General features: G+C 72.5%; 20 protein-coding genes. 16 read left to right on the top strand and 4 right to left on the bottom strand.

Features of this window, described 5'->3' with window-relative positions; all coding sequences use genetic code 11:
• Nucleotides 1-72: 72 nt before the first annotated feature.
• Together ACZ4MH_RS21110 and ACZ4MH_RS21115 are read left to right on the top strand one after the other, a co-directional pair.
• A complete protein-coding gene (locus ACZ4MH_RS21110; protein ID WP_351597130.1) occupies nt 73-1191 on the top strand; it encodes a C45 family peptidase in 1119 nt (372 codons plus the stop codon).
• 72 nt (nt 1192-1263) lie between these two features.
• Nucleotides 1264-2151 carry a MurR/RpiR family transcriptional regulator gene (locus tag ACZ4MH_RS21115; RefSeq protein WP_351597127.1) on the top strand — a complete coding sequence of 296 codons (888 nt, stop codon included), beginning with the start codon at nt 1264-1266 and terminating at the stop codon, nt 2149-2151.
• A 10-nt stretch (nt 2152-2161) separates the two neighbouring features.
• Here ACZ4MH_RS21115 and ACZ4MH_RS21120 read toward each other — a convergent pair whose 3' ends face one another.
• Nucleotides 2162-3424, bottom strand: coding sequence for a pyridoxal phosphate-dependent aminotransferase (locus ACZ4MH_RS21120; protein ID WP_351597148.1), 1263 nt, complete (start codon nt 3422-3424; stop codon nt 2162-2164).
• A 130-nt stretch (nt 3425-3554) separates the two neighbouring features.
• Nucleotides 3555-5399 carry a glycoside hydrolase family 35 protein gene (locus ACZ4MH_RS21125; protein ID WP_351597124.1) on the bottom strand — a complete coding sequence of 615 codons (1845 nt, stop codon included), beginning with the start codon at nt 5397-5399 and terminating at the stop codon, nt 3555-3557.
• A gap of 281 nt (nt 5400-5680) precedes the next feature.
• Here ACZ4MH_RS21125 and ACZ4MH_RS21130 point away from each other — a divergent pair, with 281 nt between their 5' ends.
• Entirely contained in the window at nt 5681-6571 is an 891-nt protein-coding gene (locus ACZ4MH_RS21130; protein ID WP_351597121.1) for a helix-turn-helix domain-containing protein, read from the top strand.
• Between the two features lie 113 nt (nt 6572-6684).
• Here the strand turns inward: ACZ4MH_RS21130 and ACZ4MH_RS21135 are convergent, their stop codons facing one another.
• Nucleotides 6685-8145: an MFS transporter gene (locus ACZ4MH_RS21135; protein WP_351597118.1), complete on the bottom strand. Its 1461-nt coding sequence runs from the start codon at nt 8143-8145 to the stop codon at nt 6685-6687.
• A gap of 926 nt (nt 8146-9071) precedes the next feature.
• Here ACZ4MH_RS21135 and ACZ4MH_RS21140 point away from each other — a divergent pair.
• The 12 genes from ACZ4MH_RS21140 (at nt 9072) to ACZ4MH_RS21195 (ending at nt 21227) form a co-directional block, all read left to right on the top strand.
• Nucleotides 9072-10625, top strand: coding sequence for an aldehyde dehydrogenase (locus tag ACZ4MH_RS21140; RefSeq protein WP_467754640.1), 1554 nt, complete (start codon nt 9072-9074; stop codon nt 10623-10625).
• A gap of 255 nt (nt 10626-10880) precedes the next feature.
• Nucleotides 10881-11840 (top strand): VOC family protein, encoded by a 960-nt coding sequence (locus ACZ4MH_RS21145; RefSeq protein ID WP_351597115.1) that lies wholly within the window; start codon nt 10881-10883, stop codon nt 11838-11840.
• Nucleotides 11837-12820: an aspartate dehydrogenase domain-containing protein gene (locus tag ACZ4MH_RS21150; protein WP_351597112.1), complete on the top strand. Its 984-nt coding sequence runs from the start codon at nt 11837-11839 to the stop codon at nt 12818-12820. The genes ACZ4MH_RS21145 and ACZ4MH_RS21150 overlap by 4 nt, the downstream gene beginning before the upstream one ends.
• Before the next feature lie 92 nt (nt 12821-12912).
• Nucleotides 12913-13692, top strand: a complete 780-nt coding sequence (locus ACZ4MH_RS21155; protein WP_351597142.1) for an alpha/beta fold hydrolase — start codon at nt 12913-12915, stop codon at nt 13690-13692.
• Between the two features lie 48 nt (nt 13693-13740).
• Entirely contained in the window at nt 13741-14262 is a 522-nt protein-coding gene (locus tag ACZ4MH_RS21160; protein ID WP_351597109.1) for a cupin domain-containing protein, read from the top strand.
• Entirely contained in the window at nt 14262-14999 is a 738-nt protein-coding gene (locus tag ACZ4MH_RS21165; protein ID WP_351597106.1) for an SDR family oxidoreductase, read from the top strand. Before ACZ4MH_RS21160 ends, ACZ4MH_RS21165 begins: the two co-directional genes overlap by 1 nt.
• Before the next feature lie 84 nt (nt 15000-15083).
• Complete coding sequence (locus tag ACZ4MH_RS21170; RefSeq protein WP_351597103.1) at nt 15084-15872, top strand: SDR family oxidoreductase; 789 nt, start codon at nt 15084-15086, stop codon at nt 15870-15872.
• A gap of 9 nt (nt 15873-15881) precedes the next feature.
• Nucleotides 15882-17549 (top strand): thiamine pyrophosphate-binding protein, encoded by a 1668-nt coding sequence (locus ACZ4MH_RS21175; protein WP_351597100.1) that lies wholly within the window; start codon nt 15882-15884, stop codon nt 17547-17549.
• A gap of 13 nt (nt 17550-17562) precedes the next feature.
• Nucleotides 17563-18555 (top strand): PDR/VanB family oxidoreductase, encoded by a 993-nt coding sequence (locus ACZ4MH_RS21180; protein ID WP_351597097.1) that lies wholly within the window; start codon nt 17563-17565, stop codon nt 18553-18555.
• Nucleotides 18556-18591: 36 nt separating this feature from the next.
• Entirely contained in the window at nt 18592-18813 is a 222-nt protein-coding gene (locus ACZ4MH_RS21185) for a recombinase-like helix-turn-helix domain-containing protein (RefSeq protein ID WP_351597094.1), read from the top strand.
• A 1-nt stretch (nt 18814) separates the two neighbouring features.
• Nucleotides 18815-19885, top strand: coding sequence for an aromatic ring-hydroxylating dioxygenase subunit alpha (locus ACZ4MH_RS21190; protein ID WP_351597091.1), 1071 nt, complete (start codon nt 18815-18817; stop codon nt 19883-19885).
• A 4-nt stretch (nt 19886-19889) separates the two neighbouring features.
• Entirely contained in the window at nt 19890-21227 is a 1338-nt protein-coding gene (locus tag ACZ4MH_RS21195; RefSeq protein WP_351597088.1) for an MFS transporter, read from the top strand.
• Here the strand turns inward: ACZ4MH_RS21195 and ACZ4MH_RS21200 are convergent.
• A complete protein-coding gene (locus ACZ4MH_RS21200; protein WP_351597085.1) occupies nt 21181-21723 on the bottom strand; it encodes a MarR family winged helix-turn-helix transcriptional regulator in 543 nt (180 codons plus the stop codon). The genes ACZ4MH_RS21195 and ACZ4MH_RS21200 overlap by 47 nt on opposite strands.
• Nucleotides 21724-22104: 381 nt before the next feature.
• Here ACZ4MH_RS21200 and pepN point away from each other — a divergent pair, with 381 nt between their 5' ends.
• Entirely contained in the window at nt 22105-24621 is a 2517-nt protein-coding gene (gene pepN, locus ACZ4MH_RS21205; RefSeq protein ID WP_351597082.1) for an aminopeptidase N, read from the top strand.
• The last annotated feature ends 58 nt before the right edge of the window (nt 24622-24679 follow it).

The raw sequence follows: 24679 nt of genomic DNA on the forward strand, positions 1-24679 counted from the left end.
CGTGCGTGATGCAAGCAGAATTGCGTAACCTGTACGCGTTGCAATTCTGATGACATCACGAGAGGTGGGGCGATGGGTGCGGAGGTCCAGGAGCAGGAGCTCGCCGGGCTGCGGTGGCTGGTGATCTCCGGAGACCGCTCAGCGGTCTTCCGCACCCTCGGCGACGTCACCCGCGCCGACATCCGGGCCGTCCAGGAAGCCCTGCCCGAACGCGACGCGCTGCGCGCCCGGACGGCGGCAGGACCCGGCCGGGAGCGCGTCGAGCGGCTGCTGCGGGCGACCGAAGCCGAATGCGGAGTGCAGCTCGGCGAGCTCCGCGACCTCGCCGCCGGCGCGGGCGCCGACTTCGACGACCTGCTGCTCGCCAACCTCCGCGGCGACCTCGGCGCCACCGACGGCACCGGCTGCACCGACCTCGGCTGGCGCCGCACCCGCTCCTTCGTCGCCCACAACGAGGACGGCGCGCCCGCCTTGGACGGCCACTTCATCCTGCTCACGCTGCGCGTCGACGGCGAAGCGCCGGTCACCGTCCAGTGGTACCCGGGGTTCCTGCCCGCGAACACCTTCACCGCCACCGGCCACGGCCTGGTCTGGGGCATCAACCACATCCAGGCGGCGGCCCCGGCCGACGCGCCGAGCCGCCACTTCGTCGCCCGCGCGATGCAGCAGGCCCGCACCCTCGACGAGGCCGTGCACCACCTCGGCACCCGGCACAGCGCCGGCGGCTTCGCCTACACCCTCGGCGAGGCGGCCACCGGCCGGGTCGCCGTCGTGGAGAGCACGGCGGGCCGCACCGCGGCACGCGAGACCGGCCCCGCGGCACCCCTCCAGTGGCACACCAACCACCTGCGACAGCTGTCGCCTTCGCTGGACGCCGCCGGCCCTGCCGCGGGCGAGGACGCGCAGGCCGCCCGCAGCCTCGGCCAGTACGAGGAGAGCGTGGCCCGCGGCGCGGTACTGGACCGGCTCACCGCACCCGAAAAGGAGCCCGGCGCCGACTGGTTCCTCGACGTCCTGACCGGCGCGCCGCTGCCCCACGGCGTGCACCGCACCGCCGCCGGCACCGATCCGCTGATGACCCTCTGCACCGCCGTCGCCGACCTCACCGCCGACCGGGTGACCGTACGCGGCACCGACGGCCGCACCGCCACCCTGCCGCTGTCCGCCTACGCACGCGGCGAGCAGGTCTGAGTACCGGGCCGAGCACCGCACGTACTGGATGTACGGCACGTGCCGCACGTACCGCACGAGAGAATCGACGCCATGGCCCCCGAACCGCCGCACCCCCCGCGGACCTATGACGAGCTCGTCGCCGAACTGCAGCACCGGGGCGAGTCCCTGACCCGCTCCCAGCGCCTGCTGGCCGACCGGCTGCTGGCCGACCCCGAGGGCGTCGCCTTCATGACCGTCTCCGAACTGGCCTCGGCCGTCGGCGTCAACGAAGCCACCGTCGTCCGCTTCGCCGCGGGCCTCGGCCTCGACGGCTACCCGGGCCTCACCCGCCTCTGCCGCGAACGCCTCCGCGAACAGGCCCAGTTGCTGCGCCGCTACGACCGCCTCGAACAGCTCGGCACGGACGACGGCGACCTGCTGGAACGCTCGGTCGCCCTGGACCGCGCCAACATCGCCCGCACCTTCGCCAGAATCCCCGACGACACCTGGGACGCCGCGGTGCGCGCCCTCGCCGAAGCCCCGCGCGTCCACGTCATGGGCCTGCGCAAGTGCCACGCCCCGGCCTACCTCCTCGGCTACCTGCTGCGGATGCTGCGCGAGGAGGTCGCCACGGTGACCCCCGGCACCGGCACGCTCACCGACGACCTGCGCCGGGTCCGCGAGGGCGACTGTTTCGTGGCGGTCTCCATCCACCGCTACAGCGCCCAGACCGTACGGGCCGCCTCCTGGGCACACGACCGCGGCGCCCACTGCATCGCCCTCACCGACAACCCCTCCTCACCCCTCGCCGCCACGGCACGGCAGACGTTCTACGTGGACGCCTCGGGCCCGTCCGTCCTCCGGTCGGTGACCGCCTTCACCTCCCTGGTACAGGCCCTGGCCGCAGGCGTCGCCCAACTCCGCGGCCACGAGGTACGCGCCACGCTGCTCCAGGAGGAGGAACTGATGGAGGAGTTCGGGGTTTATGTGAACCCCTGACTCGGGCGGCTCAGCGGGCCGGGGCCGTCACCGTGCCGAGCACCTCGCGCAGATGCGCCAGCGCGTCCGCGATCCACGGCAGCGTCACCGGGTCGGGCGACCGCAGCGCCTCCCACCGTTCGGCGGGGCTCTCCCCGTACAGCAGGCTCGTCGCCACCCGCGCCCGCAGCCCCTCCGGGGCGTCGCCGAACGCCGCACCGGCCAGTACCCCAATGCCGTGCTCCGCCAGGAGTACTGAGGCCAGCCCGGCCCCGGTGGTCACGCCCCGCGCGGCCAGCACCGGGCGCAGCGGCTCGAAGTCCGGGTAGAGGTAGAACCCCGCCTCGGGCGCCCGGCAGCGCGCACCGGCCGCGACGAACTCCGCGTGCACGGCGCGCGCGACACTCCCGTGCAGCCGACGGGCCGCGTCGACGTGCGCCCGCACCTCCGGCGGGTCCTGCAGGACATGCGCGGCCACCGCCTGCATCGGGGCCGCCAGGCCGGACCAGATCTCGCTGGCCACGCCGGTCAGATCCCGCATCAGCCGCTCGCCCCAAGCTCCTTCCGGCACCCGCGCGAATCCGATCCGCCAACCGCCCAGCGCCATGGACTTGCTCAGACCGCTGGTGACGACGGTGCGGTCGGGGAGGTGGTGCACGGCACTGGGAGCGCGGCGGCCCGCCCCGCCGGTCGGATGCAGCACCTCCGCGTAGATCTCGTCGCAGACCACCACGAGCCCGTGCCGCCCCGCGATCTCGCAGACCGCCCGGACGTCCGCCTCCCGTGCGACGGTACCGGTCGGGTTGTCCGGCACGGTCATGATCAGTACACCCGGCCGCGCCCCGTCCGCCCGCGCGGCCGTCAGTGCGTCCTCCAGCAGCGCCGGATCGGGCACGCCACCCGCGGCCTCCGGCACCGGCACGTCGATGACCCGCTTGCCGACCAGCGCGGTCTGTGCGGCGTAGCTGACCCACGCGGGGCGGGGCAGCACCACGTCACCGGGGAGCGCGGCGAGCAGCGCGAACAGCAGGGCCTTGCTGCCGGGCGCGAAGAGCACCTGCTCAGGACCGGTGGCCACGCCACGCCGGGTGAACCAGCCGGCGGCGGCCGCGCGTGCCTCGTCGGAGCCGACCACGGGTCCGTAACCGTTGCGGCCCGCGGCGGAGGCCAGTACCGCCGCGATGTCGTCCGGCACGGGCAGCCCGGCCTCGCCGAACCCCAGATGCAGCACCTTCTCGCCCGCCGCGCGGCGGGCCCGCATCGTCTCGTCGATGGCCAAGGTCGCCGAATGCATGGTCACGGCGCCCCACTCTCCTCACAGGGATCGGTACGAGGGATTGCGCTCGCGACGATACATGCAAGTGAAATTGCAGAGCGGAATGGGTGTGCAATTGTTGGTGCAGCCGGGGGAGGGGCGGCGGGCTTCAAGGCACCAGCCGCGGCGCCCCCGCCCCCACCCCCTGCCCGGCGGCGCCCTCCAGCTCCAGTACCAGCACCTCGTTCGGGCCCTCGCGCAGACACGGGCCCGGTACGTACAGTGCGCGCTGCGGGCCCGCCGACCAGTACCGCCCCAGCGGGAACCCGCCCACCCACACGAAGCCCCGCGTCCAGCCCGGGAGTTCGAACAGCGCGTCACCGCGGCCGCCCGGCGGTAGCACCACCGTCCCGCGGTGCAGCCCACGTGCCCCGGCCTCGGCGCCTGCCCCGAAGGGCAACTTCCCCACCGCCGCCGCGTCCTCCAGCGCGTCCAGCCGCAGCCCGCGCGCCCGTACCCCGTGCAGGTACTGCCGCTCGTGCAGCACCCCGCCCGTGATCCCCATCGGCTCACCCAGCCGCGGCCCGTAGTTGACCCGCCCCAGCGACTCCACCCACAGCTCCACCTCCGCCGGCCCCGGCACCGGCCCGACCGAGGCCTCCTCGGTGTCCAGCACGGGCCCCGGCACCCCGTCCACGCACGTCACCGCCCGGTCCCGCAGCCCACGGACCCGCAGTTCGTACCGCTCCCGAGGCCCCGGCACCGACAGCCGGTACCGCACCACCCCCCGGTCCACGTCCAGCTCCTCGAACGTCGGCGGCACCCCCGACCGCACCTCGGGACCGCCCAGCCCGTCCAGTACCGCGTCCAGCGGCGCCCAGCCCGTCAGCCGCACCGCCGCCGGCGCGCCCAGCACCGGCTGCGGCGCGGGCGGCTCCGGCAGCGGACCGTCGGCATACGGCGCCAGCACCTCGCGGAACCGCCAGAACTTCGCCGTCGGCCGGCCGCGCTCGTCGACGGGCGCGTCGTAGTCGTACGACGTCACGGTCGGCAGCAGCGCGCCGTCCTGCAGCGCACCGTCCCGGTTCGCCCCCGCCCAGCCGCCGAAACTCGTCCCGCCGTGCGCCATGTAGACATTCACCGAAGCGCCGCACTCCAGGATCTCGCGCAGCGCGGCCGCCGCGTCCGCCGCGTCCCGCGCGGCAACGGACCCGCCCTCCCGATCCGGCGCCGTGCGCCAGTGGGAGAACCAGCCGCACCAGAACTCCATGCACATCAGCGGCCCGTCCGGCCGGTGACGGCGCAGCGCCGCGAACGCCTCCCGCGCGCCGGACCCGAAATTGACGGTCGCGAGCACGCCCGGCACGCTCCCGCCGGTCAGCATGTGGTCCTCCGGCCCGTCCGAGGTGAACAGCGGCACGGTCACCCCGAGCGCGCGCAGCCGGCCGGCGAGGTGCGCGAGGTAGGCGGCGTCCGAGCCGTAGGAGCCGTATTCGTTCTCTACCTGGACCATGATCACTGGACCGCCGCCGGCTCCGGCGGGAGCGTCGCTTCCGTACTGCCGCGGGACGACCTGCGGCAGTACCGCCGCGAACCACGCGTCCACCGCCCGCAGATACTCCGGATCACGGGTCCGCACCCGCCGCCCCAGCGGCCCGGTCAGCCAGTGCGGCAGCCCGCCGTTCTCCCACTCGGCACAGATGTACGGACCGGGGCGGACGATCGCCAGCAGCCCGGCCCGCCGCACCGCGTCCAGGAACCGGCCGAGCGCCGCCAGGTCCCTGAACTCGCCTGGGCGCGGCTCGTGCAGATTCCACGGCACGTACGTCTCCACGCAGTTCAGACCCATCGCCTGCAGCATCGCCAGCCGGTGGTCCCAATGCTCCTCGTGCACCCGGAAGTAGTGCAGCGCACCCGACAGCAGCCGCACCGGCCGCCCGTCCAGCGTGAACTCCCGCTCGCCGACGAGGAATTCACGCCGTTGCCCGGCCCCGTGAGGCGCACTTGTCCGCACGCCACTCGCCTTGTTGTCCGTCACTTCGTCCGTCCCGTCGTTCCCGCCCGGCTCGCGTCGCGTCCAGCTCACCCCCTGGCGGGGTGGGCGGTCCATGGACAAAGATCGACGTTGTTTGGACGGAACGTCCGCGTGTGCGGGGCGTGGGGTGCGTGCGTTGCGTGGAGTACGTGCAGTGCCGGCCTCGCCGCGCTCGCGCGCCGGGGGTTCCGTACGGAGCAGGCGGTCGGGGAAGGTGGCCGGCCGACGGAAGCCGACGGAAGCCGACGGAAGGAGTCCGCGTGTACCGCACCTGGATGCGCTACTTCACGCCGAGCCCGGTCCACCACCGGCTCGGCCTGGTCTGCCTCGGCGTCGGCCTCCAGCACGGCACGCTGCCCGCCGTCGGCCCGCGCACCCTCGACCACCACGTGGCCGTCGTCCTCCACGCCGGCAGCGGCTGGTACGCGGACCCCGACGGCACCCGGCACCCCGTCACCGCGCCCGCCCTCCTCTGGCTCACCCCCGGCGTCCCGCACCACTACGGCGCCGACCCGGACAGCGGCTGGGACGAGAGCTTCGTCGACTTCACCGGCCCCGCCGCCACCACGTACACCGAACTCGGCTACATAGAACACCGACCGGACCGGCCGCTCGTCCCGCTCGCCGACACCGCCGCCGCCCGCGCCGCCATCGGCCGCATCGCCCGCGCCGCCCGCCGTGGCAACCCGCTCCTGGAGGTCGAGACCTCCGCCGCGGTGCACGAACTGCTCGTCGCGCTGCGCCGCGCACGCGCCGACACCGACGCCGACGGTGATCCCGTACTGCAGGCGCTGGCCCGCGATGCGTTCCTGCCGCTGTCGGTCGCCGAGCACGCCGCCCGGCACGGCATGAGCCCCGCCGAACTACGCACCGCCGTACGCCGCGGCGCCGGCTGCAGCCCCAAGGACTACCTCCTCGGCATCCGCCTCGGCCGCGCCAAGGAACTGCTCGCCGCCACCGAACTCCCGGTCGCCGCGGTGGCCCGCCGGGTCGGTTACGACGACCCCGCCTACTTCAGCCGCCTCTTCACCCGGAGGGTCGGCACCGCACCGGTCCGCTTCCGCGGGCAGCAGGGCCGCGCGGTACCGGGCGGCTGGTCCACCCACATCCCGGACCCGGACGATCCACCGCTGGTGAGCGGGGCGGGATGAGTATCGGTGTGCTGACCTGCGCACTCACCTGCGCACTCACCTGATGCCCTGGCTGGTGCCTCGGTTGGCGTCTCGGTTGGTGCCGGTAGCCGCCGCGCCCTCCTGCCCGGTTGTCACGGGGACACTTCCTCGAGCGGCCGGTTCGTGGTCTCCTCGGCGAAGAACGCGGCTGCCAGCGCACCCACGAGGGCCACACCGCCCAGCGTCAGGAAGACCGCGGAGACCTGGCCCCCGCCCGCGTAGATCGCCCCCACCAGCACCGGGCCCAGGATCACCCCGAGCCGGTTGAGCGCGCCGCCGACGCTGCAGCCCAGCGCCCGCATCCGCGTCGGGTACAGCTCGGGCGTGTACAGGTACAGGCAGATGTTCGAGCCGAAGAAGCAGACCGCGGCGAGCGAGGTCCACACCAGTACCTGCACGGGCGTACGGGCACCGAGCACGCCCAGCACGATCAGCAGCGCGGCCGCGCCGCCGAGGAAGAGCGCGAAGACCTTGCGCCGCCCGATCACGTCGACGGTGAGCGCGACCAGCAGACAGCCGAAGAAACCGGCGACCGAGGTGACCGTCGAGTACAGCAGCGCGTCGGAGAGCGACAGCCCGTACTGCTTGCCGTAGATCGTCGGCAGCCAGGACGTAATGCCGTAATTGACGAAGTAGCCGGTGAACCAGAGCGCCCCGATGACCAGCGTCCGACGCCGGTACCGCCCGGTGAACAGCCCCTTCACGCCTGTCGCGGCGGCTTCGGCGGGGGTGGCGGGGGAGGCGGTACGTGCTGTGGCATGGGCTCCTGTGCTGTCCCCGTCGGGTGTACCGCTCGTACTCGCGGTGCCGGCCGCGGCGACCGGCGGGAGCGGGGCCCCCGTCGCCGCGACGACCTTGGCCTCGATGAGGTCCATCGTCGCCTCGGCCTCCCGCATCCGACCGCGGTCGGCGAGCCAGCGCGGCGACTCGGGGACGGTGCGCTGTACGAGGATGCAGAGCAGCCCCGGCACGGCCGCCACGACGTACATCCAGCGCCAGCCCAGCGCCGGCACGATCCACGCCGCGGCCAGCGCGCCGAGCGTGAGCCCGGCGGGGAAAACCAGTTCGTACAGAAGTACAAAGCGGCCGCGCTTGAAGCTGCGGGTGATCTCGCTGATGAAGGTCGCGGCGACGGGCACTTCACCGCCGATCGCCAGGCCCTGCACGAAGCGCAGCAGCATGAAGGGCGACGGCGACGGGCTCGCCGCGAGCGCGAGCGAGGCCAGCCCCGACACGCCGATGCAGATCGCGATGATCTTCACGCGCCCGATGCGGTCCGCCATCCGCCCGGAGAAGAGCGCGCCGATGAGCATGCCGAGGGAACCGACGGTGAGGACGGCGGTGGCGTCACCGTCCGTGAGGTGCCACTCCTGGCGCAGCTCAGGCATGGCGTAGGCGATCAGCAGCTGGTCGAAGGCTTCGAAGAAGGTCACCACGCCGATGACGATGCGGACGGTGACGTGCCAACGGGACAGGGGGAGACGTTCGAACCGGGCGGCGATACCGGCGCGGATGGCGTCGGTGTCACGGCCCGGAGATGCGTCGAGGCTCATCCGGGATTCCTCCAGACCCGGCACGAGGCGCGGGTGAGGTACAGGGGGAGGGAAAGGGGGGAGAGGGGGCGGGCGAAGGGTGCGCCGGGAGATCGGGAAGTCCCGTACGTAAGCGCCAAGTGTCTTAGGGCTTAAGTTCTACCGACTCAAGGGGTGTGCAAGTCAAGGGGCTGGCTCCGGCAAATTTTTCGACGGGGGCTCTTGCGGGCAATTACTTAAGCGCTTAGATTCCTGGCACTGAGAGAAGTCAACGTCCGTACCGCCTTGATGGCGCCGATCGGAACCGAAGCGTGCGGAAGTACGCGGGAGTTGCTCGGAGTTGGTGCCGGCGCCGGTGCCGGAGCCGGTGTCGGAGCTTGCGGGCTCGGGGTCCGGGGTCGGGCTCGGGAATCTGGGTCTGGAATCTGGGCTCGGGGTCTGGGCCTGCGGCCCGGGGGCCAGGGCCGAGGTCCCGGGCTCCCGGTCCCCGGAACCGCAGGGTCGTCGGAGCCTCCCGGGCTCCTGATCCTGTCGGCTTCCCGGGCCCCTGCCGCCCTCGTCGCCCAGGGCCGCCATTGTCCGCCGCTCTCGTCCGCTCTCGTCGCCCGTCTTCGCGTTTCCGCCCACATCCGTACACAGCACCCCATACCGCTCACATCCGCCCATACTCGTCCAGCTCTGTACGCAAGCTTCCCGCATCCGCACTCCCCGTGCCCATGCACCCGCCGATGTCCGCGAACCGACCGATGTCTGGGAACCCACCGATGTCTACGACCCCCAAACCCCCGAACCCGCCGACGCCTGCCAGGCCCACCGCATCGACCGAGTCGCCCGCGTCGTCCGGCGCGTCCGGGTCCCCCGCGCCGTCCGGGGCGTCCAGGGCGTCCGTACCGTCCGGGTCTCCCGCGCCATCGTCGACCCCCGTGGAGGTCACCACCGTGGAGGCGATCCCCGCCGAGGCGACCCCGACGGACGAGACGCCGACGGACGAGGCCCGGACGGACGAGGTCCCGGCGGTCAAGACCCCGGCGGACGAGATCCTGGTCGCGGGAGAGTGGCGGCCGGGCCGCGGTACTCCGATCACCACCACCGACCCGGCGACCGGTCAGGTGCTCGCCGTCCTCCGTGGCGCCTCGCTCGCCGACGTCGACGAGGCCGCCGAACGTGCCGCGCGGGCCGCCGCCGACCCGGCCTGGCGCGACCTGCCCGCCCACGAACGCGCCCGGCTTCTCCACCGCATCGCCGCCCTCATCGAGGAGGCGGCCGAAGACCTCTCCGCCCTGCAGACCGCCGACACCGGCAAGGCCCGTACCGAGACGCGCGCCCTGGTCCACAGCGCCGCCGGCACCTTCCGTTACACCGCCGCCGCCCTGGAGACCGCCGAGGACGCCCTCACGCCCGCCCGCGGCGCGTACGTCACGATGAGCGTCCACGAGCCGATCGGCGTCATCGGCGCCATCACCCCCTGGAACTCGCCCATCGCCAGCGACGCCCAGAAGCTCGCCCCCGCCCTGGCCGCCGGCAACGCCGTACTCCTCAAGCCCGCCGAGTGGACCCCGCTGGTCTCCCTCGCCCTCGGCCGCATCGTCCACCGCGCGCTGACCGAGTACGACCTGCCCACGGGCCTGTTCTCCGTACTCCCCGGACCCGGCAGCGTCATCGGCGACGCGATCGTCCGCCACCCGGCGGTCGGCAAGGTCACCTTCACCGGCGGTACCCGCACCGGCCACACCCTCGCGCACGCCGCCGCCGACAAGATGATGCCGGTCTCCCTCGAACTCGGCGGCAAGTCACCCACCGTCGTCCTCGAGGACGCCGACATCGAACAGGCCCTGGCCGGCGTCATGTTCGGCATCTTCTCCTCCAGCGGCCAGAGCTGCATCGCCGGCTCCCGCCTCTTCGTCGCCCGCCCCCTGTACGACCACTTCCTCACCGAACTCGTCGCCCGTACGCGGAAACTCCGCATCGGCCCCGGTACCGACCCCAGCACCCAGGTCGCCCCCCTGGTCCACCACAAGCACCGGGACGCCGTCGCCGCGTACGTCGACCTCGCCCGCGAGGAAGGCGCCCGCGTACTGTGCGGCGGCGCCGCCCCCGAAGGCGAGCGGTACCGCGACGGCGCGTACTACCTCCCCACCGTCCTGGACGGGCTGCCCAACACCGCCCGCACCTGCCAGGAAGAGATCTTCGGCCCGGTCCTGGTCGCCCTGCCCTTCGACGACGAGGACGACCTGGTCGCCCAGGCCAACGACTCCGTCTACGGGCTGGCCTGCGGCCTGTGGACCAAGGACGCCGCCCGCGCCTGGCGCCTCGCCCGCCGCATCGACGCCGGAACCGTCTGGATCAACACGTACAAGCAATTCAGCATCTCCACCCCCTTCGGCGGCATGAAGGACAGCGGCCTCGGCCGCGAAAAGGGCCGCGACGGCATCCGCGCCCACCAACGCCAAAAGTCCCTCTACTGGAACACCTCCTCCGCTCCGCTCCCCTGGGCCACTTAACCGGCCCCGCCGCCCTCTCCAAGGGCCGTCCCCCGCCCCTTCGGGGCCCCGCCCCGCCCCCACCCACCTCCTCCCACCACCACCGCCCACCAACCCACCACCGCCCACCAACCCACACCCACCACCGCCCACCGCCCACCGCCCACGGGCCCACCAACCCAACGCCGGCCGTCGGCCCGCAGCCCAGCACCGCCCATCGGCCCACCACCCACCGCCGCCTCGCCCCATCGCCCCCCCGTACGACTGGAGACAGCGATGTCCCGCACCCCGCACCAGCCTCCGCCCCAGCAGCCCATCGCGCGCCTGCGTTCCCTGCGGTGCGTCGAACTGTTCACCCCCGCCTTCACCGAAGCCGCCGACTTCTACCAGGAGGTCTGGGGCCTGGAGGCCGTCGAGGGCGACCGGGGCGCACGCTGGCTGCGCGGCACCGGCGACGAACACCACGTTCTCCAGCTGACCCGCGCCGACCGCACCGGACTCGGCCGGATCGCCTTCGCCGTCGCCACCCCCGCCGAGGTCGACGAGGCCGCCCGCCGACTGCTCGCCCGCGGCATCACCCCCGTCACCGGCCCCGGCCCGCTGGACCAGGTCGGCGGTGGCTACGGACTCCGCTTCACCGACCCCGAGCAGCGGCTCATCGAGATCAGTGCCCAGGTCGAAGCCGTCGCCCCGCGGGGCCGCGACGGCGCCGTCCCGGTCGGCGTCACCCACGCCGTGCTCAACACCGCCGACATCGACGCCGCCGTCGCCTTCTACTGCGACGTCCTGGGCCTGCGGGTATCGGACTGGTCGGAACACCAGATGGCGTTCCTGCGCTGCAACGCGGACCACCACTGCATCGCCTTCAACCAGGCCGAGTGGGCCTCCCTCAACCACGTCGCGTACGAGATGAGCTCGGTCGACCACTTCATGCGCGGTCTGGGCCGGCTGCGTCACCACGGCATCACCCCCCAGTGGGGCCCGGGGCGACACGGACCCGGTAACAACACCTTCTCCTACTTCACCGACCCTTCCGGTCTCGTCTGCGAATACACCTCCGAGGTCGCGCAGATCGTCGAGGACGCCTGGATCGCCCGCGTCTGGCGCCGTGTACCGGAGCTGTCCGACCTGTGGGGCACCGCCGGGCCCCCGTCACAGGAGATCCGCTCCCACATGGCCGGTCACCCCGACCCCGGCCCACTCACCCAGCCGGCCCCCCAGGAGATCCCCGCATGACGCACCCGACCAGCACGCAGAACCTGACGTCGACCACCACGTCGGCCCTCCCCTCGACGACCACAGCCACCACCTCCTCGACGACCTCTCTGGAAACCGCTACAACCGCCTCCTCGACAACCCGCCCTTCGGCAACCCTCCCTCCGACTGCCACAACGCCCACCGCCTCACCGGCGCCCACCACACCCCCCACGTCCCGCAAGATCGGCCTCGTCGGCTGGGGTGCCATCGGCCGCGTCGTGGGCACCGCGCTCGCCGAGGGGAAGGTCCCCGGCGCCGAGCTGATCTGCATCGTCGACAACCGTGCTCTCGGCGACGCCCCCGTACCGCAGCTCTCCTTCGAGGACGCCCTCGACCGCTGCGACCTCATCGTCGAAGCGGCGGGCCAGGGCGTCGTCCGCGAGTGGGGCGAACGCGTCCTGCGCTCCGGTACCGACCTCCTCATCGCCTCCACCGGTGCGCTCACCGATGAGGACCTCGCCTCCGCTCTCCTCGCCGCCGGCCCGGGGCGTGTGTACTTCACCGGCGGTGCCGTCGGCGGCCTCGACCTGCTGCAGGCCGTACGCTCCCTCGGCCATCTCACCGACGTCACCCTCACCACCACCAAGCTCCCCGGCACCCTCGAACAGCCGTGGATGGACGAGGACTTGCTGCACCGGATGCGAACGGCCACCGGACCGGTCGAGGTCATGCGCGGCACCGCCCGCGACGTGCCGGTGAAGTTCCCCAAGTCCACCAACGTCGCCGCCTCCGTCGCGCTGGCCGTCGGCGACCTGGATGCCGTACGCGTCCATGTCGTCGCCGACCCGGCGGCCCGGCACACCCGGCACGTCATCGAGGCATCCGGCAGCCACGGCGTCTACCGCTTCGAAGTGCAGCACCTCCCCGACCCCGGCAACCCCGCCACCAGCCAGGTCGTGCCGTACGCGGTGCTGCGCAGCCTCGGTGCCCTCGCCGGGCGGAGGGGGCAGATCCTGTGACCAGCGGCACCGCTCATCCCACTCTCCCTTCTTCATCCGCGTTCCCCGAGTCCTCCGAGTCCTCCACGTCTGCTCCTTTCGACCTCGCCGGGCTGCACGTCGAGGAAGCCGGTGACAGCGGTCCTGTACTGCTGTGTCTGCACGGGATCGGGTCCTCCTCCGCCGCGTTCGCGCCGCAGCTCGCCACGCTGAGCCGGTACGTGCGCGTGGTGGCCTGGGACGCGCCGGGCTATGCCGAGTCGGCCGATCCGTCGGGCCCGTTCACGCTCGACGACTTCGCCGACACCGCCGCCGCCCTCATCCGGCAGCGTGGCGGGCGCGCTCACGTGCTCGGGGTCTCCTGGGGTGGCGTCATCGCCGTGCGGCTCGCTGCCCGCCACCCCGAACTCGTCTCCTCTCTGATCGTTGCCGATTCCAGTGCCGGCTCGGGCACCGACCCGGCGAAGGCTGAAGCGATGCGGGCCAGGGCCGACGAGCTGGCCGAAGCCGGTCCCCGCGCCTTCGCCGAACGGCGCGGCCCCCGCCTGGTGTCCGACGCCGCTCCCGCCGCTCTCGTCCAGCGCGTCACCGACACCATGGCCCGCTCCCTGCGGCTCCCCGGCTACCGCTACGCCACCGAGTCGATGGCCGCCACCGACCTGCGTATCGCCGACCTCGCCGCCGTCACGGCGCCCACCTTGGTGCTCTGCGGTGACCAGGACCGGGTCACCGGTATCGAAGCGAGCCAGACGCTCACAGCAGACCTCCATTCCTCCGTGTACGTGATCGTCAAGGACGCCGGTCACCTCGCGAACCAGGAACAGCCCGATGCCTTCGACGCGTGGGTTCTCGCCCACCTCCGAATTTCAGCAGGAATCGCCGAAGCCGGCTGAGGACTGTCCACAGCCCCGCCCATTCATACGACTAAAGGACGTCGCATCATGCCCATCACCACCACCGACTACGACAACGGCGGCGACCTCGCCCGCTACACCGACTCCCTGATCGCCACCAAGGACTCCCGCGAGCCCGACTGGGACACCCTGGCCTTCCAGGCCAAGGCCGGTGACCAGTACCGCCGCGCCCAGATCCGGTACGTCGGCTCCGGCGCCACCGGCAACCACGAAGGCGACAACCGCGTCCTGCCGTCCGGCGGCTTCACCTTCTCCAACATGCTGCTGCCGCCCGGCGCCGAGGGCCCCGAGCACACCCACCACGACGTCGAAGAGGCGTTCTTCGTCCTGGAAGGGCAGGTCAGGGTCGGTATCCACCGCGGCGACAACGAGGCCGAGTACCGCACCCTCGGCTACCGGGACATGATCGTCGTGCCGGCGGGAGTGGCCCGCAGCCTGAAGAACGAAGGCGACACCGACGCCCTCTTCTGCGTCGTCATCGGCACGCAGAAGCCGCAGATCCCCACCTACCCCGAGCACTCGCCGATGCACGGCGTCACCCGCGACTGATGCGTACCGTCGTCATCACCGGCGCCGGCCGTGGCCTGGGGGAGGCCATGGCCCGCCGGGCCGCAGCGGACGGACACCGCGTCGTCCTCGCCGAACTCGACGCCGAGCGCGGCACACAGGTGGCCGACGAGCTGCGCGCCGAGGGCCGCGAAGCCCACTTCGTGCCGTGCGACGTCGCCGACCCGGATTCGGTCGCGGCGATGGCGGAGCGCGTCGCCGAGCTGGGGCCGCTGCACGGCCTGGTCAACAACGCCGGCCTCGCCAACGGCGTGGGCGGCAAGGAATTCCAGGACATCGGCATCGACGCCTGGGACCGCATCATGACGGTCAACGCCCGCGGGCCGTGGCTCGTCGCCCGCGCCCTGCTGCCCCAGCTCCTCGCCGCGGGCAGCGGCCGCATCGTCAACCTCGCGTCGGACGCCGCTCTGTACGGTTCCCCGCGGCTGGCCCACTACATCGCCTCCAAGGGAGCCGTCATCGCCCTCACCCGGGCCATGGCCCGCGAACTGGGCGACCGGGGCATCACCGTCAACGCCGTCGCGCCGGGCATCACCGAGTGCGAGGCGACCGAGAACGTCCCGGCGGAGCGCCACGAGCTCTACCGGCTCAACCGGGCCATCTCCCGGACCCAGCAGCCGGACGACCTCACCGGTGTCGTCGCCTTCCTGCTCGGCGAGGAATCCCGCTACCTCACAGGACAGGTGATCGCCGTCAACGGCGGCTTCACCATGCACTGATCAACCCGCCCGGCCCGCACGGCCGCCACCGGGCATCCCCTGCCGGGCACCTCGCACCGCTCACCACCACCGAAGGAACATCCCATGGACCTGGGCCTCGCCGACCGCACCGTACTGGTCACCGGCGGCAGCTCGGGCGTCGGCCTGGCCACGGTCCGCGCCCTCCTGGCCGAAGGCGCACGCGTCGCCACCTGCGGCCGCGACGCCGACCGCCTCGACAAGGCCGCGGCCCGCCTCGGAGCAGGCACCGACCGGCTGCTGACCGGCGTCTGCGACGTACGGGACGCTACCGCCGTACGCGGCTTCGTGACCCGCGCCGCCGACCACTTCGGCGCCCTGGACGGCCTGGTCAACAACGCCGGCCAGTCCCGTATGAAGCGCCTCGCGGAGACCACCGAGGAGGACTGGCGCGACGAACTGGAGCTGAAGTTCGCCGGTGTACTCAACCCGCTGCACGCCGCCCTTCCGCACCTGCGCGCCTCCGACGCCGCCTGCATCGTCAACATCAACGCCGTACTGGCCAAGCAGCCCGAACCGCGCCTCATCACCACCAGCGCCGCCCGCGCCGGCATCCTCAACCTCTCCGCCAACCTCGCCCGGGAACTCGCCCCCGACGGCATCCGCGTCAACTCCGTGTGCCTCGGCCTGATCGACACCGGGCAGTGGACACGCCGGCACGCCGCCGCCGACAGCGGGCTCACCTACGAGGAGTGGCAGGCCGAACTGGCCGCCGACCGCGGCATCGCCCTGGGCCGCCTCGGCCGCGCCGAGGAAGTCGCCTACGCGGTACTGGCCCTCCTCTCGCCGCGCGCCTCCTACATCACCGGAACCAGCATCGACGTCTGCGGCGGAGTCGGCCGCGGCATCCTCTGAGGAGCCTCCATGACGCACCATCCCACCGGAGGCGACCTCCTCGTCGCCGTCCTGCGCGAACTCGGCATCGACACCGTCTTCGGCATCGTCAGCGTCCACAACCTGCCGCTCGTCGAAGCCGTCGACCGTGAGCTGCGCTTCGTTCCCGTACGCCACGAGGCCACCGCCGTAAACGCCGCCGACGCCTACGGACGCGCCCGCGGCTCCCTGGGCTGCGCCCTCACCTCCACCGGCACCGGTGCCGGCAACGCCGCCGGCTCGCTCATCGAAGCGCTCAGCGCCGGCACCGCCGTCCTGCACGTCACCGGCCAGATCGAGAGCCAGTACCTCGGCAGCGGCCGCGGTTTCATCCACGAGACCAAGGACCAGCTCGCCATGTTGCGCGCGGTCTCCACGTACGCCGCGACCGTGCCCTCCACGGACGCGGCGGGCCGCATCCTGCGCGAAGCGGCCCGTGCCGCCCTGCGCGCACCGGGCGGCCCGGCGAGCGTGGAGTGGCCGATCGACCTGCAGTACGCGCCGCAGCAGGACGAGCACGTCACCGCGGCGCCCCCGGAGACAGCCCATCCGGAGGCGGCGGAACTCGACGCCGCCGCACGGCTGCTGGCCGGCGCCCGCAGGCCCCTGATCTGGGCCGGGGGCGGCGCGTGCGGTGCTCCGGACCGGCTCGCCGACCTGATGGCACGCACCGGCGCCGGACTGTTCACCTCCAACTCCGGCCGTGGCGCGGTCCCCGAGGACCACCCGCAGGTCATCGGCAACTTCGCCACCACACCGGCGGGCCGCGCCCTGCTCGCCGACGCCGACGTCCTGCTCACCATCGGCACCCACTTCCGCTCCAACGAGACCGGCGACTACTCCCTCGCCCTGCCCGAAGCGCACATTCAGGTCGACCTCGACGCCGCCGCCCTGGAGCGCGTCTACCCGGCGCAGCACGCGCTGCACGGCGACGCGCACGCCGTACTCGGCGCCCTGCTCGCCCGCCTGCCCGAGGCGCCGCCGGCTCCCGGCGACGGCCCCGCGACCGGCAGCTCCGAGCCCGGCTGGACGGCCCGCGTCGCCTCCGTACGCGAAGAGGCACGCGCCGCCCTGCACGACGGCATCGGGCCGCAGGCCGCCGTCTGCGACGCCCTGCGCGCCGCCCTGCCGCGCCGCGCCGTCATCGCCCGCGACGTCACCATCCCCTCCAGCAGCTGGGGCAACCGCCTGCTGGAGATCTACGACCCGCGCGACAACGTCTTCCCACGCGGCGGCGGCATCGGCCAGGGTCTGGGTATGGGCCTCGGCGCCGCACTCGCGCGGCCGGACGTACCGACCGTCGTCATGGCCGGCGACGGCGGCCTCGCCGTGCACCTCGGGGAGCTCCTCACGCTCGCCCAGGAGCGGCCCGCCCTCACCCTCCTCGTCTTCAACGACGGCGGCTACGGCGTGCTCCGCAACATGCAGGACCGCTACAGCGAGCGCCGCTCCGGAGTCGACCTCACCACCCCCGACTTCTCCCTCCTGGCCCGCGCCTGCGGCCTGCCGTACGCCCGGATCGCCGCCGAGGCCGACGCGGCGCCCGTCCTCACCGAGGCCGCCGCCTCCGGCGGCCCCACCCTCATAGAGGTCGACCTCACCGCGCTCGGCCCGATGAAGAACCCGTTCACCCCGCCCGTCAAGATCCCCACCGCGTGAGGAGGCCGACGCCATGACCAGCAACGACACCCAGCAGGGCAGCTCCGACCAGGCCACGGCCGCCGAGCCCCGCCTCGACCTGCTCGTCCATCGCATGACCTGGGAAGCCGACGGTGTGCTCTCCGTCGACCTCGTCCACCCCGACGGCAAGCCACTGCCCGCCTGGCAGCCCGGCGCCCACCTCGACCTGCACATCGGCGGCCACACCCGGCAGTACTCCCTGTGCGGCGACCCCCTCGACACCACCCGCTACCGCCTCGGTGTCCTCAACGAACCGGCCTCCCGCGGAGGTTCCCGCTTCGTCCACACCCAGCTGCGCCCCGGACAGGCCGTCACCGCCGTCGGGCCCCGCAACCACTTCGCGCTCGCCGACGCGCCCGCGTACCTGTTCATCGCCGGCGGCATCGGCATCACCCCGCTGCTGGCCATGGCCCGCGAGGCCACCCGTAAGGGCGTGCCCTGGCGGCTTGTCCACGGAGGCCGCAGCCGCGCCTCGATGGCCTTCGGCACCGAACTCACCGACCTCGCCACCCGAGGAGGCGGCGAACTCGTCCTCCACCCCCAGGACGAGCACGGCCACATCGACCTCGACGCCGCCCTGAACGGCCTCGACGACCGCACCCTCGTGTACTGCTGCGGGCCCGAGCCGCTGCTCGCCGCCGTCGAAGACCGCTGCCCCGCCGCACAGCTCCGGGTGGAGCGCTTCGCCGCGCCCACCGTGGAACGCAGCGGCGACGACAGCGCCTTCGAAGTCGAGTGCCGCCGCTCCGGAGTGACGCTCAGCGTCGGCGCCGACACCTCGATCCTCGAAGCGGCCGAGTCCGCCGGCCTGCAGGCCGAGAGCTCCTGCCGGGACGGCATCTGCGGCAGCTGCGAGACCCGCGTCCTCGAAGGCGTCCCCGACCACCGCGACTTCCTCCTCAGCGAGGCCGAGCACGCGGCGAACGCGACCATGATGATCTGCGTCTCGCGCTGTGCCTCCGACCGCCTCGTGCTCGACCTGTAAGCCACCCAGCTCGCCTTGTAGACACCGGAGGCACCGATGACCGCCTGGCCGTACCTGGACGTCCACCAGTCCCGTACGCACGAGCCCACCCCCTACGAGTACAAGCTCGCAGCCACCCTCGAAGAGGTCTTCACCAAGGAAGGCCACGAGCTGGCCGACGTCGTCCGCGGCCTCAACTCCCGGCAGGTGCACGCCCCCGACGGCACGCCCTGGACCGAGGACACCTTCCGCGCCGAGATGCACCGCCTGGGAGCCTGACATGACCCTCACCCACACTAAGGCCGGCACCGCCGCCACCGCCGACCACATCTACGCCACCGGGCTGCGCAACCAGTGGCACCCCGTAGTGCCGTCCCACTTCGTCGCCCCCGGAGGCATGCGCAAGGTCACGGCCCTGGGCGAGGACTGGCTTCTCTTCCGCCGCGGCGACGGCACGCTCCACATGCTCGCCGACCGCTGCCCGCACCGGGGCGCCCGGCTCTCGCTCGGCAAGCACCTCGGCGACCGCGTGGCCTGCTGGTACCACGGCGTCGAGGTCGAGGGCGACGGCACGGTCTCCTCCGTACCGGGCCTGCCCGGCTGCAACCTGGAGGGCAAGAAGCTCGTCACCAGCCTCCCCGTACGCGAGGTCGGCGGCGCGATCCTCGCCTACTTCGGCGACGAGCAGCACCCGGAGCCGTGCGAACTGACCCTCCCCGAACCGCTCACCGCCCCCGGTACCGAGGCCATCCTCTGCTACGCGGAGTGGAACGTGCCCTGGCGGTTCGGCATGGAGAACCTCCTCGACCCGATGCACGGACAGTTCCTGCACCACGACTCGCACACGATGTTCGACGGTGACACCACCGCCAAGTTCCGTATCCGGGAGACGAACCGCGGCTACTTCTTCGAGAAGACCGACCAGCGCGGCGTCAACTTCGACTGGGTCGAACTGTGCCGCACCGGTGTCGACTGGGTCGACCTGTCCATCCCGTACCCGCCGTCCGCGGGCCCCGGCGGCCCCTTCGGGATCGTCGGCATGATCTGCCCCGTGGACGCGCACCGCAGCGGCGTCTTCTTCTGGCGCTACCGCAACGTCGAAGGGTGGCAGCGCGACACCTGGCGCTTCCTGTACCGCACCCTCATCGAGAAGCGCCACTGGGAAGTGCTCGAACAGGACCGCGTCATGCTGGAGGCGATGCCGCACGACGCCGACCAGGGCGAGAACCTCTACCAGCACGACCTCGGCGTCGTACGGCTGCGCCGCCTCTACCGGACCGCGGCCGAACAGCAGGCCGCCGCGCTCGCCTCCCCGGAGCCCGCCGCGGCGACCGCCCCCGCCGGCGGCTGACACCGTGACGCCCACCGCCGCACCGCCCACCGCCACGGCCTCCCCGCGGCGGTGGGCGGGCGTCCTCAGCCTGCTCGCCGTCGTCCTGATCTCCTACATCGACCGCGTCAACGTCTCCGTACTGATCACCGACCGCGCCTTCACCGACCACTTCGGCATGACCGGCGACCGCGTCCTCCAAGGCGCCCTGATGACCGTCTTCCTCATCGGGTACGGACTCGCCGCCTTCTTCCTCACCCCGCTGTACGAATCCGCCCTGGGGGCGCGGCGCGGCCTCCTGGTGAGCGTCGGCCTGTGGGCAGCGCTCACCCTGCTCTCCCCGTACGCGCTCGGCGCCCTGATGTTCGTCGCCCTCCGCTTCCTCTTGGGCGTGTCCGAAGGGCCGCTGTTCTCGCTCAAGACGATGTACGTCAAGGAGCACTTCGCACCGCACGAGGTCGGCAGGCCCAACGCGGTCAGCTCCATGGGCGTCTCCCTGGGCACCGCCATCGGGCTGCCCCTGATCACCTACATCGTGCACCGCTACGACTGGCACACGTCCTTCGTACTCCTCGCGCTCCTCAACGCCGCGATAGGGCTGCCGCTGATCGCGCTCTTCATACGCGGACGAGGACGCGGGCGTACGGGGGAGGGCCGGACCGGACAGGAGAGTGCGCCCACGGGAGCGCGTCGCGGCGTCGCGGCCACGCTGCGCGAAGCCCTGCGCACCCCACGCCTCGGCTGCATCCTGCTCATCGAGATCGCCACCCTGGCCTACCTGTGGGGGAGCAGCTCCTGGCTGCCGGCGTACCTCCTGCAGGAACGCCACTTCTCCCTCGCCCAGATGGGCGCCGTCTCCGCGCTGCCGTTCCTGATGAGCCTGGCCTCCGGCTTCCTCGGCGGGCACCTCATCGACAAACTGCCCGCCCGCAGGCTGCCTCTGCTTTTCGTCGTCGGCGCGCTCGGCACCGGGAGCAGTGTCCTGCTCGTCATCACCGCGCACGCCGCCTGGCTCGCCGCCACCGGACTCGTCCTGGCGGGCGGCTTCTGGGGCCTGCAGGGCCCGGCCATCCCCACCCTCGTACAGCGGCACGCGCCGGCCGGTACGGTCGGCAGCGCCTACGGAGTGGTCAACGGCGTCGGCAATCTCGTCTCCGCCTTCATGCCCACCGCCATGGGCGCGGCCATCGCCCTCGGCGGCGGCCACGGCTTCGCCGCCGGATACGCGCTGCTCATCGGCGCCCAGGCCATCACGCTGCTCTGCGGAGCATGGCTCCTGCTCCGACCCGGCCGGTCCGACGCCGAGGACCCGCCGCTCACGCCTCGGGCGACCCGTCCCGCTCCGCCGCACCCGACTCCGTGATGGACCGCTCCAGCTTCGACAGCAGCCGCGCCAGCTGACGGCACTCGGCGGGGGAGAGGCCGGCCAGCATCCGCCGTTCGTTCTCCAGATGCTCGGCGAACAACGCGTCGATCCTGGCCAGGCCCTCCTCCGTCAGCCGCGACCGCACCACCCGCCGGTCCTCCGGGTCCCGCTCCCGTACGATCAGCCCGTCCTTCTCCAGCCGGTCGATCCGCAGCGTCACGCCCGCCGACGAGATCAGCCCCGAATCGGCCAGCTGGCCCGCCGTGCGCCGGTACGGCTTCCCCGCCCTGCGCAGCGCGGTCAGCACGTCGAACCCGGCCACCGACAGGCCGTGCGACTCCACCGAAGCCGTCAGCTTCGCGCTGTACCGCAGGAACGTGCGGTGCAGCCGCGCCAGCACCTCCAGCGGCGAGGTGTCCAGCTCCGGCCGCTCCCGCCGCCAGTCCTCGATGATGCCGGCCACCGCGTCCCGCGCCGCCGTCTTCCTCGCCATCTCGGCACCCTCCCCGGGCTCGCCCCTCGGGCCGGGCACCCGGCCGTGATCTTCCGGAAATCTTAGTACTGAGAAGCCGTGCCGCTTAACGGTCAGGGCCGCCGCTGCGCGGCCCCCGCTCCCGCTTCGACGCGAATTCCGCACCCGCCGCGGTACGACTTTCCGCCCCCGCCGCGGCACGGCCTTCCGCCCCCGCAGAAGTACGGCCTTCCGCACCGCCGCGGCGTGGCCTTCCCCAGCCGTCACCGTCTCGCCGACGACCCGCTCCCGGCCGGCCCGGGCACCGGCCCGACGCCCCGCTCACAGCCCCGGCCCGGCGAGTTATCCACAGGCTCGGAGGCATGGGTGCGCGGAACCGCCGACCTGCGGCAGCATGACGCCATGCCCGCATTGACGCGCGACGAAGCGCAAACCCGAGCCCGCATCCTCGACGTCCACCGCTACGACATCGACCTCGATCTCACCACCGGCGAGGAGCACTTCACCACCCGCACGGCCATCCGCTTCAGCGCGCGCACTTCGGGCGACACCTTTCTCGACCTCAAGCCCGACCACCTGCACAGCGCCACCCTGGACGGCCGCCCCCTCGACCCCGCCGACCTGGTCGACAACCACCTCCCGCTCACCGGCCTCACCCCCGGCGAGCACGAGCTGCGCATCGAAGCCACCATGCGTTATTCACGCACCGGCGAAGGCATGCACCGCTTCACCGACCCCGCCGACGGCGAGACCTACGTCTACACCCAGCTGTTCATGGAAGACGTCCAGCGCGTCTTCCCCGCCTTCGACCAGCCCGACCTCAAAGCCGTCTTCGCGCTCACCGTCACCGCCCCCGACGGCTGGACCGTCCTCGGCAACTCCCGCGCCACCCGCACCCCCGAAGGCCGCTGGTCGCTCGCCCCCACGCCGCCCATCAGCACCTACCTGGTCGCCGTCGCCGCCGGCCCCTGGCACTCCGTCCGCACCGAGCACGCCGGCCTCCCGTTCGGCATCCATTGCCGACGGTCTCTCGCGCCGTACCTCAACGCTGACGCCGACGAGATCCTCGACATCACCCGCCGCTGCTACGACCGCTACCACCAGCTCTTCGACGAGCCCTACCCCTTCGACTCCTACGACCAGGCCTTCGTCCCCGAATTCAACGCCGGCGCCATGGAGAACCCCGGCCTCGTCACCTTCCGCGACGAATTCGTCTACCGCTCCGCCGTCACCGACACCGAGCGCCAGACCCGCGGCATGGTCATCGCCCACGAAATGGCCCACATGTGGTTCGGCGACCTCGTCACCCTCGCCTGGTGGGACGACATCTGGCTCAACGAGTCCTTCGCCGAATACATGGGATACCAAGTCCTCAGCGAAGCCACCCACTTCACCGATACCTGGACCGACTTCGGAGTCGCCCGCAAGAGCTGGGGATACGACGCCGACCAGCGCCCCTCCACCCACCCCGTCGCCCCCGCCCCCGACGCCGTCCCCGACACCGCCTCCGCCTTCCTCAACTTCGACGGCATCTCCTACGCCAAGGGCGCCTCCGCGCTGCGCCAACTCGTCGCCTGGATGGGGGAAAAGGACTTCCTCGCCGGCATCAACGACCACTTCGCCCGGCACCGCTTCGGCAACGCCACCCTCGCCGACTTCACCGACTCCCTCGCCCGCGCGACCGACCGTGACGTCCACGCCTGGGCCGACAAGTGGCTGCGCACCACCGGAGTCGACACCCTCACCCCCGTCATCGACGAGACCGCCGACGGCTCCTGGACCCTCACCGTCACCCACGAGGGTGACCGCCCGCACCACCTCACCACCGGCCTCTACGACCAGGACCCCACCATCCCCGGCCGCCTCGTCCCCCGCACACCCCTCACCCACGACCTGCCCGGAGACCGCACACACACCATCCCGGGCCGCCGCCCCGACCTCGTCCTGCTCAACGACGGCGACCTCACCTACGCCAAGGTTCGCCTCGACCCCACCTCCTGGACCACCGCCCGGAGCGCCCTCTCCGGCCTTCCCGACCCCCTCACCCGCGCCGTGGTCTGGAACGCCGCCCGCGACATGGTCCGCGACGGCGAACTGCCCCCCGCCGCCTACCTCGAAGCCGTCCGCACCCACCTCCCGCACGAGACCGACACCGCCCTCGTCCAGGGCGTACTGTCCTTCGCCCGCGGCCAGATCGCCGACCGCTACCTCCCCGCGGCCGACCGCCCCGCCGCCCTCACCACCCTCGCCGACCTCTGCCGCGACATCCTCCGCCGCACCGAAGGCAGCGAGAACGGCGACATGCAGGGCCTCCGCCTGGCAGCCGTCCGCACCTTCATCGACAGCGCCACAACACCCGAAGGCATCCAGGACTGGCTCGACGGCGACAGCGTCCCCGGCGGCCCCGCCCTCGACCCCGAACTGCGCTGGCGCATCCTCGGCCGCCTCGCCGTCCTCGGCGCCACCACGCCCTCCGCCATCGACGCCGAGCTGACCCGGGACCCCAGCGCCAGCGGCAAGGAAGGCGCCGCCCGCTGCCACGCCGCGCTCCCCGACCCGGCCGCCAAGAAGGCCGCGTGGGACGCCATGTTCACGGCCGATCCGGCCGACGACCTCTCCGTCTATCTCTTCGTGGCCACCGCCACCGGCTTCTGGGCTCCCGAGCAGGCCGATCTCGTACGCCCGTATGTGGAGCGGTACTTCATTGATGCCGTCACCGTTGCCGAACGCCGCGGCCCCGCCCTGGCCGAAGCCGCCGGCCGGTACGCATTCCCCGCACCGATCGTCCACGCGGAAACCCTCCGGCACGGCGAGGCATGCCTGCGCGACGCCGAGCCCACCCCTGCCCTCCGGCGCAAGCTCGCCGACCAACTCGACGACCTGCGGCGTGCGTTGGCCGTGCGGGATGCCCAGAGGTGATGCGCGCATGTACGGAAGAGGTGAACACCGCGTAGTACGTAATCGGGGTACACCCAAC

The organism is Streptomyces sp. NPDC026301, assembly GCF_055567935.1.